The organism is Burkholderia sp. BCC0398 (assembly GCF_902833245.1).
GTDB classification, from domain to species: Bacteria; Pseudomonadota; Gammaproteobacteria; order Burkholderiales; family Burkholderiaceae; genus Burkholderia; species Burkholderia sola.
Map to the genome: position 1 here is coordinate 97341 of NZ_CADFEM010000008.1, position 11956 is coordinate 109296.

At 66.9% G+C, this 11956-nt stretch carries 8 protein-coding genes and 1 pseudogene; 6 read left to right on the forward strand and 3 right to left on the reverse strand.

Going from position 1 to position 11956, the window contains the following annotated elements; translation table 11 throughout:
• Positions 1-49 precede the first annotated feature (49 nt).
• Together HWX76_RS18750 and HWX76_RS18755 are read left to right on the forward strand one after the other, a co-directional pair.
• The gene (locus tag HWX76_RS18750; RefSeq protein ID WP_060734298.1) at positions 50-1003 is read left to right on the forward strand and encodes a hypothetical protein; all 954 of its coding nucleotides are present in this window, start codon (positions 50-52) and stop codon (positions 1001-1003) included.
• Positions 1004-1017: 14 nt separating this feature from the next.
• Positions 1018-2478 (forward strand): alginate export family protein, encoded by a 1461-nt coding sequence (locus tag HWX76_RS18755; RefSeq protein ID WP_176016163.1) that lies wholly within the window; start codon positions 1018-1020, stop codon positions 2476-2478.
• Positions 2479-2506: 28 nt separating this feature from the next.
• On the opposite strand, the gene HWX76_RS18760 is transcribed toward HWX76_RS18755, so the two are convergent.
• Positions 2507-3412, reverse strand: coding sequence for a LysR family transcriptional regulator (locus HWX76_RS18760; RefSeq protein ID WP_050018288.1), 906 nt, complete (start codon positions 3410-3412; stop codon positions 2507-2509).
• Between the two features lie 168 nt (positions 3413-3580).
• Entirely contained in the window at positions 3581-4678 is a 1098-nt protein-coding gene (locus tag HWX76_RS18765; protein ID WP_176016164.1) for an IS5-like element ISButh6 family transposase, read from the reverse strand.
• A 594-nt stretch (positions 4679-5272) separates the two neighbouring features.
• On the opposite strand from HWX76_RS18765, the gene HWX76_RS18770 reads away from it, so the two are divergent.
• Positions 5273-6319: an MBL fold metallo-hydrolase gene (locus HWX76_RS18770; RefSeq protein WP_089490283.1), complete on the forward strand. Its 1047-nt coding sequence runs from the start codon at positions 5273-5275 to the stop codon at positions 6317-6319.
• Between the two features lie 302 nt (positions 6320-6621).
• On the opposite strand, the gene HWX76_RS18775 is transcribed toward HWX76_RS18770, so the two are convergent.
• The gene (locus HWX76_RS18775) at positions 6622-7593 is read right to left on the reverse strand and encodes a LysR family transcriptional regulator (RefSeq protein WP_050014118.1); all 972 of its coding nucleotides are present in this window, start codon (positions 7591-7593) and stop codon (positions 6622-6624) included.
• Positions 7594-7862: 269 nt separating this feature from the next.
• On the opposite strand from HWX76_RS18775, the gene HWX76_RS18780 reads away from it, so the two are divergent.
• The 3 genes and pseudogenes from HWX76_RS18780 to HWX76_RS18790 form a co-directional block, all read left to right on the forward strand.
• Positions 7863-10424 (forward strand): winged helix-turn-helix domain-containing protein, encoded by a 2562-nt coding sequence (locus HWX76_RS18780; RefSeq protein WP_050014119.1) that lies wholly within the window; start codon positions 7863-7865, stop codon positions 10422-10424.
• A gap of 178 nt (positions 10425-10602) precedes the next feature.
• A complete protein-coding gene (locus HWX76_RS18785; protein ID WP_235356231.1) occupies positions 10603-11592 on the forward strand; it encodes an alpha/beta hydrolase fold domain-containing protein in 990 nt (329 codons plus the stop codon).
• Between the two features lie 235 nt (positions 11593-11827).
• Positions 11828-11941: pseudogene (locus HWX76_RS18790) on the forward strand (hypothetical protein); the annotation flags it as partial.
• Between the last annotated feature and the right edge of the window lie 15 nt (positions 11942-11956).

Consider the following 11956-nt stretch of genomic DNA (forward strand, 5'->3'; position numbering starts at 1 on the left):
ATCCGCGCGCGGCACCACGCCGCGCGCGTCAACATCACGGAGAAAACCAATGAGTTCATTCAACCTGCGCAACCTGCTGCGCATGACCGCCGCGTCGTCGGCCGTGCTCGCCGCGCTGCTGGTCGGCGCGCCGGCATTCGCCGACGAAACCCACCTCGACGACATCGCGTCGCCGGCCGCCGCCGCGCGCTCCCCCGCGATCGCGGTCGGCCCGCAGTACGACACGACCCACGTGTGCGTCGCGCCGGAAGACTTCGATCGCTTCACCGACAGCTTCGTCGCGACGTTCGGCGGCAAGAAGTCGAAGCAGGGCGTGTTCCAGGTCACGCCGACGCCGAGCCAGACGATGTCGCAGCTCGTGCTGACGCCGGTCGGCACGATCTCGGTATTCGGCTTCAAGACGCCGATCCCGTATCCGTTCTGCGAGGAACGCACCGGCTATCTCGTCACCGACATGGATGTCGCGGTGAAGTCGGCGCGTGCGCATGGCGCGGACATCGTCGTGACGACGTTCCCCGACCCGATCGGCCGCGACGCGATCGTCCGGTGGCCGGGCGGCGTGAACATGCAGCTGTACTGGCACACGCAGGCGCCGAACTACGACCCGCTGCAGACGGTGCCGGAGAACCGCGTGTACGTATCGCCGGAAAGCGCGAGCAAGCTCGCACGCAACTTCGCCGCGTTCTCGCACGGCAAGATCGTGTCCGACGTGCGCCATGCGCCGGGCATCGAGATCGGCCGGCCGAACGATACGTACCGCCGCATTCGCATCGAGTCGGGCTTCGGCAAGATGACCGTGCTCGCGACCGACGGCCACCTGCCTTACCCGTTCGGGCGGGAAATGACGGGCTATGAAGTCGCCGATCTCGCCGCGACGCTGAAGCAGGCCGAAGCCGCGGGCGTGACCGTGCTGGTGCCGCCGTTCAAGTCGGACGGTCGCGACGCGGCGCTCGTGCAGTTCCCGGGCGGCTACGTCGCCGAAATCCACGCGCGGTCGAAATGACGGTGCGCCGGCCGATGAAGCGATCGTGGCGCGGCGCGCTGCCGTGCGTCGTGCTGGCGGGCGGCGCCGCGTTGCACGCGGGATCGGCCGTCGGCGCCGATGCCGATGTGGCGGCGGCCGGCGCGGCCGCGTCGCCGGCCGCCGCCGCCGCGGCGTGCACCGAGAAGCGCCCGACGGTGTCGTTCAACCGCTGGCAGGAAGACTGGTCGGTGCTCGCGAATCCGTGCGTGCCGCGCAAGCCGTTCGACGCGCTGAAATACATACGGCTCGGCGACGATCCGTCGACCTACCTGTCGCTCGGCGCGAACCTGCGCGAGCGCTTCGAACTGAACAACGCGCCGCTGTTCGGCCTCGGCGCCGCGCACGACGACAACTACGTGATCCAGCGCGCGAACGTGCATGCCGATCTGCGCTATCGCGGGCACTTCCAGGCGTTCGTGCAGTTCGTCGATGCGCGGCCGTTCGGCAAGGACACGGTCGGCCCGGTCGACAAGGATCAGCTCGATATCGAGCAGGCGTTCGTCGCGTACGTCGATCAACTGGGGCCCGGCACGTTCAAGACGCGGATCGGCCGGCAGGAGATGGCGTTCGACTTGCAGCGTTTCGTGTCGGTGCGCGACGGCCCGAACGTGCGGCAGGCGTACGACGGACTGTGGACCGATTACGAAATCGGCAAATGGCGCTTGATCGGCTATGTGACGCGCCCGGTGCAGTATCGCAATGCGGCCGTGTTCGACGACGTGTCGAACCGGCACCTGCGATTCGACGGCGTGCGCGTCGAGCGCACCGCGACGGGGCCCGGCGATCTGTCCGCGTACTGGTCGCGCTATACGCGCGACAACGCGCGCTATCCGGATGCATCCGGCACCGAGCGGCGCGACGTGTTCGACATGCGCTACGCGGGCAAGACCGACGGGTTCGACTGGGACGTCGAGGCGATGCTGCAGACCGGCCACGTCGGGCAGGATACGGTCGGCGCGTGGGCGTTCGGCGCGCTGGGCGGCTACACGTTCGCGAAGACGGCCGGCACGCCGCGCGTCGGCATCCAGGTCGACGGCGCGTCGGGCGACGCGCATCCGGGCGACCGGCGCGTCGGCACGTTCAACCCGATGTTTCCGAACGGCTATTACTTCACGCTCGCCGGCTACACCGGATACAGCAACCTGATCCACGTGAAGCCGTCGCTGACGTTCAAGCCGGCCAGCTCGGTGACGGTGCTCACCGCCGTCGGCTTCCAGTGGCGGCAGACGACCGCCGACGCGATCTACGGTCAGGGGATGTCGGCGGTGCCGGGCACGGCCGGCAAGGGCAGTGCGTGGACGGGGATGTACGCGCAGGCGCGCGTCGACTGGCTCGTGAACGCGAACGTCGCGCTCGCGCTCGAGGCCGTGCACTTCCAGCTTGGCTCGTCGATTCGCGCGCTCGGTGCGCGCAATGCCGACTATCTCGGGATGGAAGCGAAGTTCGGCTGGTGACGCGTCGTGTCGCTCCGCGCCGCACGTGTCAGCGCTGCGCGCGGGCGAGCGATTCGACGAAATCGATGAACGCGGTCACGCGCTTCGAGCCGCGCTGGTTCGGCAGGTACAGCGCGGTGATCACCGCGCGCGCCGAGCCCGGCGTCACGTCGTACTGATCGAACAGCCGCTGCAGGCGGCCCGCTTCGATGTCCGCGTCGACGAGCCAGTCGGGCAGCAGCGCGATACCGGCGCCGTCGAGCGCGGCCTCGCGCAGCACCTCGCTGTGATTCGATTTCAGCCGGCCGGTGACGACGACCTGCGTCGTGCGTTGCGCGCCGGCGAACGTCCACGTCTGCTGGTCGACGCCGAAATGAAAGCGCAGGCACGCGTGATCGACCAGTTCGCCCGGCGTCGCGGGCGTGCCGTGCGCGTCGAGGTACGCGCGGCTCGCGACCACGTAGCGCCGGAACGTGCCGAGCGGCCGCGCGACGACTTCCGCGGTCGGGGCCGCGTCGCCGAGCCGGATCGCGACGTCGATCCGCGCGGACACGAGATCGACGCGTTCGTCGGTCAGTTGCAGGTCGAGGTCGAGCTTCGGATGGCGCGCGACGAACGCGGCGACGTGCGGCGCGATGCGTCGCAGCCCGTACGCGACCGGGACCGACACGCGCAGCGGCCCGGACGGCGCGTCGCCGCGGTCGGCCACCAGCGCGTCGGCATCGGCGAGTTCGCCGAGCACGCGTTTCGCTCGCGCATAGTAGACGGCGCCCGCGTCGGACAGCGTGACCTGCCGCGTCGTGCGGTTCAGCAGCACGGTGCCGAGCGATGCCTCGAGCGCGTCCACTGCGCGCACGACGGACGAAGCGGCGAGATCGAGCCGGCGCCCCGCGCTCGAGAAGCCGCCGGCTTCCGCTACTTCGACGAATGCGCGCAGCGCGGAGAATTTGTCCATGGGGTTGCTAGCAGGCTGTTGAAAAGCGCCTCGCTTTGATGACTGGGGCACTGTTTAAAAGGATTTCGTATGCGCTTGGCTGCCGAGTTGCCAACGAATCGCCGAAGCTGGACCGTTCGCGAGCGGTCCAGCCGGCGCGTTGCCGTGCGACGGCCGCGCTTGGGCGGCTCATTGCACCGCTCCTTGCGGCGGCACCACCGTCAGCATTCGCGCCATTCGAGTCAGATTGCTCGCCAGCATCGTCAGCTTGAAGTGCTGGTCGACCCGTTTGAGGCCGCGATACGCGGTCTGTCGAATCCTGCCGACGGTTTTGCCCCAGCCGAAGTGCTCTTCGATGCGTTTGCGAATCACTTGGCTAATGCCATAACCGGCGTGCCGCGAGGTGCGGCCGTCGATCGCACTGCCGCCTTGATGCGTGTCGTTGCGCGCAACGTGTGGCGTCACTTTGCGCGCTCGGCAATCCCGCACAAAGTCGCGCATGTCGTAACCCTTGTCGGCGCCGAGCGTCTTGGCGTGACGACCCGGCACGCAATCGAGCAGGCGCAACGCACTCGCGCGTTCGCCGAATCCATCGGCGTGGCTGACCACTGCACCGACCACCAAGCCCGAGCGGTTCTCCATCAGGATGTGCCCCTGATAACAAAGGATGGCTCCGCTTTGCCGCCCCTTGCGGAACAGGCGCGCATCCGGATCGGTGCTCGACTCGTGAGTCTCGTTGCTGCGCCGCTTACCCTTCCAGTCGGTGTCGACATTGCGGCCGCCGCCGGCTGGCGGATCGTCCGAGCCGTCCTTGGGCCGGAAGCTCTTGTGGCTGGCCCAAGCCTGGATCAGCGTGCCATCGACCGAGAAGTGTTCTCTGGACAGCAGCCCTTGCTTGTCGGCCAGGCTCATGACTTCGGTAAAGAACGCTTCGACCACGTCGTGCTCCAGCAGTCGATCCCGGTTCTTCGAGAACACCGAGTGGTCCCACACGGCGTCTTCGATGGCCAAGCCGACGAACCAGCGGAACAGCAGGTTGTAGCGCATCTGCTCCATCAGCATGCGCTCGCTGCGTATCGAGTAGAACACCTGCAGCAACAACGCACGCAACAGCTTCTCCGGTGCAATCGACGCGCGGCCGCTGTCCGCGTAGATCGTGCCGAACAACCCGTTGAGCCGCTTCAGTGCCTGATTGACCAGCAGCCGGAGCGGCCGCAACGGGTGATCGGCCGGCACGAAATCTTCCAGCTTCACCGTCGTGAACAGCGGTTCCTGCATCTCGTCCATTCCGCGCATCGCTCTTATCTGCCCAAGGTCATGAACACGATATCTCTAACGCACCGCTCGCAACGCCCGTTTACACCGTTCCGAATTTCAACAGCCTGCTAGGGCCTGTTCACGCTAATAACGGGCTTGCGCTGGCCCCCGGAAGGGCCGAGCGCAAGGATTGCGACGAAGCGGATACTCGACGTATTCGCGAGGAGCATGACGCGGCGATCGGCCCTTCCGGGGGCAGCCCCACGAATGCATTTTTCCAAACAGGGGAACGCGCCTTTCCGCCCACATTGCGGCGTCGTGCGTCGCTTGTTTGGCACGGCCAAACGGCGCTCCTTACTCCTTGCACTGCGGGCGGAAAGGCACGTTCGCAAGCCCGTTATTAGCGTGAACAGGCCCTTGTGCGGGTCGTAACGTCGCGTTGCATGCGGTTCGCATTCTAGCGCCGGCCGGTGCGGCGGCCGCGCGCGCGTGCCGCGTCTTCAGGACAATTCAGGCGACGCTCAGGATTTTCGCCACGACGCCCGATAAGCTGCGCGACATTGCGTGTTGCACGGGTCGGTCCGTTCGTGACCGGGCGCGCGCACGGTTCGTCGCGGAGATCGCATGAAGACCCTGTTCCGGCACGCGTGCGTTGCGCATGCAGCCCGTTTGCTGATCGTGGCCGGGTGCGCGGGCCTGTCGGCGCCTGGGGCGTTCGCGCAGGCCGGCGTGCAGCCCGACGCCCACGCCAATGCGCAAACCGAAACGCAATCCGCAGCGCTGGCCCCTGGCGCGGGCCAGCAGCCTCCCGGCTTCTACCGGCAGAAGATCGGCGATTTCACGGTGATCGCGCTGTCCGACGGCACTCATCCGTTTCCGGTCGACACGGTGTTTCGCGACATCTCGAAGCACGAGATCCGGCGCGACCTCGACCGCGCGTTCCTGGAGCCGCCCGTGCAGGGGTCGATCAACGCGTTCCTGGTCGATACCGGATCGAAGCGGATCCTCGTCGATGCGGGCGCCGGCACGCTGTACGGCGACTGCTGCGGCAAGCTGATCGACGACCTGCGCGCGGCCGGCTACGCGCCCGCGCAGATCGACGAAGTGCTGCTCACGCACCTGCACAAGGACCATGTCGGCGGGATCGCGTCGAATGGCGCGATGACGTTTCCGAATGCCGTCGTGCGCGTGAACGCCGTCGAGGCCGCGTACTGGCTCGATCCCGCCAACAAGGCGCAGGCGCCGGCGTTCCTCGCGTCGTTTTTCGACGCGGCCGCCGCGGCGGTCGCCCCTTACGTCGCGGCCGGCCGCTTCAAGACGTTTCGCGGCGAAGCGACGCTCGCGCCCGGCATTCGCGCGGTGCCGATGCCCGGCCATACGCCGGGGCATACGGCTTATCTGATCGAGAGCGGCAATGCGGGCCTGCTCGCATGGGGCGACATCGTGCACGTGGCGGCGATCCAGTTGCGCGACGTCGACGCGACGGTCCAGTACGACAGCGATGCCGGCGCCGCCCGCCGTACGCGGCGGGACACGCTGAAGCGCGTCGCCGATCGACGCTATCTCGTCGGCGCCGCGCATATCGCGTTTCCGGGGCTTGGCCACCTGCGCCGCGAGGGTGCGCAATACGACTGGGTGCCGGTCAACTACGACGCGACGCCGGTGCGGTGACGGCCCGGCGTCCTTCGTCATCGCACACGAAGTGCCGTCACACCGCTTCTCCGACGGGCCGGCTACAGCGGAGAGGCCACCTCCGTGGCGGCATGCGCATGCTGCGGCATTCTGGAGGACGACGCGCCACGATGCGAATCGCTCAGGCGCGTTGCGTGTCCCGGTCCGGCGTCGACGCAAGCCACGACCGTCCGGTTCTGGATCGCGAGTCCGAGATACCGCGACGACACATCCAGCAGACATCCAGCAAAATCGACCATCATTTCGTCGTTCCCCCTGCATTCGTATCAGCAAAATCGTCATCAAGCTGCGCACGGCGTGAGCGTCGCCTGCGTCGCTGCCATCCGGGCCATGTTCGGTACAGCGGCCATTGCGCCGATCTCCTCGCGCTGCTCGCCGAAGGCGTCGAGCAAATACTCGGTCAATTTGCGTACCCGCGCGGGGAGATTGCGTCTGGACCGGTAAACGAGACAGGCTTCCAGTGGCGCCACCTGCCACGCATCGAGCACACGCACGAGTTCGCCGCGATTGAGCGCCGCTCGTGCGAGCGGGTCGGGCAGGATGGCTAGCCCCTCGCCGTCGACGGCCGCCGCGAGAAGCGCATGAGGGCAATTCGTGCGCAGCGCCGCGCGCGCGGCAAGCGTCACACTGTCCCCGGATGCTGCATGGCTGACCGTCCACACCGAATGCTGTGCGCCCGTCGCGAGGCAAGCTTCGGCAGGCACATCGAGCGGGTGAGCGAGATCGTTGGTCCGTTCGAGCCACGCAGGACTCGCATAGAGCCCGAGCGGCACGGCCGCGAGCGATCGCGCGATGCACGACGACGGCGCCGAACGACCGACGACGATCGCGAGGTCGGCAAGATCGCCGAGCGTGTCGGCCAGGTGATCGACGCGCCGCACGTCGACCCGTACTTTCGGCCAGGCGCGCATGAAGCGGACCAGGACGGAAGTGAGGCGGGCGGTATCGAAGATTGCCGGCACCTCGATGCGGACGTTACCCGCGCAATCGCCGGCTTCGTCGCTGCCGGTACGCGCGAGGTCTTCATAGGAGGACAGGACGCCCGTGACGCGCTCGAGCACCGCATGGCCCGCCGTGGTCAACGCGACGCGGCGCGTGGTCCGGTTGAAGAGCTGCACGCCGAGCATCGTTTCGAGATCCTGCACCGCGCGGCTCACCGACGGTACGCCAAGATTGGTGGCGTCCGCTGCCCGCGTGAAACTGCCGTGGTCCGCCACTGCCTTGAATACCTCCAGTGCTTTCAGACGCTCCATATCGACCTCCGATCATTGATTGGCTTGCATGGAGCCATATTGGCGGGCAGACGCGCATCGGGCCAGTTACGACTTGTTAAGCGTTGCTAAGTCGGCGCCCGGATCCGTGCCAATCGTCGTCGGCTGCGACAAAGCGGTTTTTTTAAGATCTTTTAAGGGCGCGTACTGAGCTTTTGAGTAATGATTGGCTGTTTTTGCGTCAGTGTGCGCGCCCAGCGCACCGTATTGGTCGACACGGCCGACCCTCAACCCGCGCGACGACGCTCTCGATGACCGCTCCTTACAGCCTCGCGTTCGGCCCCTTTACGCTGCAATTCCCGCAACGAATCCTGCTCAAGGACGGGACGCCGCTGAAAATCGGCAGCCGCGCGCTCGACATTCTCGTCGTACTCGTCGAGCAGGCAGGCGTGCTGGTCTCGACGCGCAATCTGTGCGACAGCGTCTGGGTCGACAACGTCGTCGAGGAAGGCGCGCTGCGCGTGCATCTGTCGGCGTTGCGCAAGGTGCTCGGTGACGGACCGGACGGCGCGCGTTACATCGTCAACGAACCCGGACGCGGCTATCGTTTCGCGGCGCCCGTTACCCGTGCCGACGCAGTGGACCCTGCCGCACCACGGCCCCATACGCACGCCGCCCAGCCTTCCAACGGGTCCGAAAGCGGTTCACGCGGTCTACCGGTCACGCTCGCTCGCGTGATAGGCCGCGAGGACGTCATCGCAGGTCTGACCGACCACTTGCCCGAGCGACGCTTGCTCACCATCGCCGGCCCGGGAGGCATGGGCAAGACGACGGTAGCCGTGGCCATCGCGCATCGCTTCGCCCAGCGCACCGGCATGCGCGCCGTGTTCGTCAATTTCGCGCCGGTTTCCGCGGCCGCGAGCGCGGCCAGTACGATCGCCTCGGCGCTCGGCGTGGCCGTCTCCAGCGGCGATCCGGTACCCGATCTCATCCAGGCGCTCGGGGCGTCGCCGGTGCTGCTGGTGCTGGACAACTGCGAGCATCTGATCGATGCCGTTGCCGTGCTCGCCGAGCAACTGCTGCAAGGCGCGCCGGGCGTGCATCTGCTGGTCACGAGCCGCGAGCCGCTGCGCGCGGAAGGCGAATCCGTCCATCGCCTCGCCGCGTTGCCGTCGCCCGAAACGGTCGCAGGCGTGAGCCTCCACGATGCCGTGCAGTTCCCGGCGATCGCGCTGTTTCAAGACCGTGCGCGCGCCGCCAATGACCGGTTCGCGTTGAGCGACGCGAATCTGGCCGCCGTGATCGATATTTGCCGACGGCTCGACGGCATCCCGCTCGCGATCGAGTTTGCGGCGGCGCGCGTCGGCCTGATGGACGTGCATTCGATTGCAGCGCGGCTCGACGACCGTTTCGCGCTGCTCACGCAGGGCCGCCGCACGGCGCTTCCGCGCCAGCAGACGCTGCGCGCGACGCTCGACTGGAGCTATGAATTGCTCCGGCCGGAGGAGCGCCAGGTGCTGCGCCGCCTCTCGGTCATGCGGGCCGCGTTCGGCATGGATGCCGCGGCGGCTGTCGCGGCCGGTGGCGACGTCGATGAACTCGCCGCCTTCGACGCCGTCACCGGCCTGATCGCCAAGTCGCTGATCGCCTGCGCGATCGACGATCCGGACCATCCGTATCGACTGCTCGACACGACGCGCCATTACGCATATATGCGACTTGAAGAGGCGGACGAACTCGACGACGCGCGCCGCCGCCATGCGCTGTACTGCTGCGCGATCTTTGCCGACCCCGTGGCGGCGTGGGAAGGCAAGGCGCCGCGCCAGTGGCTTGCGATTCACAGCCAGCGAATCGACGACGTGCGAGCCGCGTTCGATTGGGCGGCCGCGCAGGATCGCGAGCCGCAGCTCGCGATCGACCTGCTGATCGCGACGGCGCCGCTGTGGTTTCATCTTTCGCTCCCTCACGAGTTCCTCCGGATGGCCGAGCGCGCGATCGCCGCGGCGGAAAACTCGGATCTGGCGGGCAAGGCGCAGCATATCGAGCTGCTCGCCGCGTACGGTCACGCGCTGTGGCACACGCGTGGGCCGACGGCGGCGATGGCGAACGCATTCGACGCCGCACAGGCCGCCGCGCAGCGCCTCGGCGACGACCGGCTCGCATTGCGCATGCGGTGGGGCGTGTGGGCGCATCGCACGCTCGCGGGCGCGTACACGGAAAGCCTCGAACATGCGCGTGCGTTTCGCGCTGCCGCCGCACGGACGGGTGATTTTTCGACGACGCAAACCGCCGACCGGATGTGTGCGCTGTCACATCACTTCCTCGGGGACCACGATATCGCGCGCGCGTTGATCGAAGCGGTGATGGCGCGCGACAAGGATCCGGTGCGCGCGACGCACGCGAATCACGCGCAGGTCGACGCGCATATCGCTGCGATTTCCATTCTGATGCGCATTCTGTGGCTGCAGGGCGAGACCGACGCGGCGATGGCGCTCGCGCGCGACTGCGCGACGGAGGCGCTCGCGATCGATCACGATCTGACCGTCTGTTATGGGCTCGCGATCGGCTCGATCGCCGTCGCGACATGGGAAGGCGAAGTGGCGCTTGCGCGCGAATGGACCGCGCGGCTTCGCGAGCGCACGCGCCGGCGCGGTCTCGCGTATTGGGACAAATGGGGCGAGGGCTTCGAGGCCATTCACGAAGGCAGACCTGTCACGCCGGCGGGCGCCACCCCGATGCAACTCGAAGTGTTCGCACGCGCCGGCGACGCAGCGAGCGCACACGCATTGATCGAAGCGGGACGGGCGGACACGCCGTCGTGGTTGCAGGGGCATTTGCAGGAGGCCGCGGCAACGCGCGGTGTGCGGACCTGAAGCGACGGCAAATCGGCTCGAAGCGCGCGTCGGTAGCCTGAACGCCTTGCTGGACATGGGCTTAACGGCTCTTAGCAACGCTTAACTGTGGCTCGTGCGGGAATCCGATGACAATTTGTTCTGTCGACGGCCAACGGCGCCGGATCGACAAGCAAGCTCACTCATCGGAAACTGCGCCATGAACGATTTCACGTCTGCCCGTCTGCCCGAAGACGCCGCACCGGGCCTGATCAGATCCGCGGACTCGTATCCGGTTCTCGATGCGGAAACGCAATCGTTCGTCGACCATGCCGCCGAGGCAGGGGTTCCGGCAGAGCGTTTGCGCGAATGGGCAAACGGCGATGCGACGGACGCGATACACGCCGAAGAAATCGCGCTGACAGCGGGTGCTGCGGATCCGGGCTTCACGATACGGATCGTGCGGCCGCCGCAGGCGGCGCCCACTCCGCTGCCCGCCGTGCTTTTCCTGCCGGACGGCGCGAGTTTCGCGGGTGGCCAAAGCGACAACCGGCTGGCGCGCAGGATCGCCACCGACGCCGAGGCGGCCGTCGTACTGGTCGATTACACGTCCGCGCCCGCTGCGTGCTTTCAGACCCAAAACGAGCAGGCATTCGCCGCGCTCGTTCATCTGCAGGAGCACGCACGGGCATTGAATCTCGACGGAGGCGCCCTCATCGTCGCGGGCGAAGGCACGGGCGGTCATCTCGTCGCCACCCTCGCGCTGCTCGTCAAGGCGCGCCGCGGCCCCCGTATCGCGCTTCAGATCATGCTGTGTCCGACGCTTTCCGCAAGCACGGCGGGTGCGTCGGCAGCGAGATATGCGGGCGGTCCGAGCTTGACCACACAGACCACGGGCATGCGTGCACGGACGCGCTTTCCGTCGGACAACCTCGGCGAAACAATCGCAATGCCGCTAAACGCGAGTTACACGGATCTCGAAGACCTGCCGCCCGCGCTGATCGTCACGGCCGAAAACGATGTCGCACGTGACGACGGCGAAGCCTACGCCCGCAAGCTGATGCTTGCCGGGGTGCGCGTCAGCGCGGTTCGCTGCCTCGGCACGATTCACGATTTCACGGTGCTCGATGGCCTCGCCGACACGCCGCCCACCGAGGCGGCATTGCGATTGGCATGCGGCACGATCCGCGCGACGCTACGCGGACACTGAATATGGGACAGATCGATATGTCAGTCGAGTGCCTTGACGAACGCCGCAGCTCAACCTTCCCCTCTCCTCAGGAAATCGAGCAGCAGCGCGTGTCCATCATAACGATTAAGTTGCCCTCGGTTGGGGAACGTCCTCTAATTCAGGCGTGACCGACTCGCCTCGGTATTCGGTGGGCGTCTGCAATAACTCGGGCGGTGCACTCGTGCAACGTGGTCCTGCATACACGCAAATGTCGGTCTATGTCGCCAAACCCGCGTTGAAGCGGCATTACATGGACCTGGATCCGTGCAATTGCTTCAATCCCGGCATAGGACATACATCCAGATTCGCGAACTACCGGGAAGGCTGATCGATGGGAGCAGCG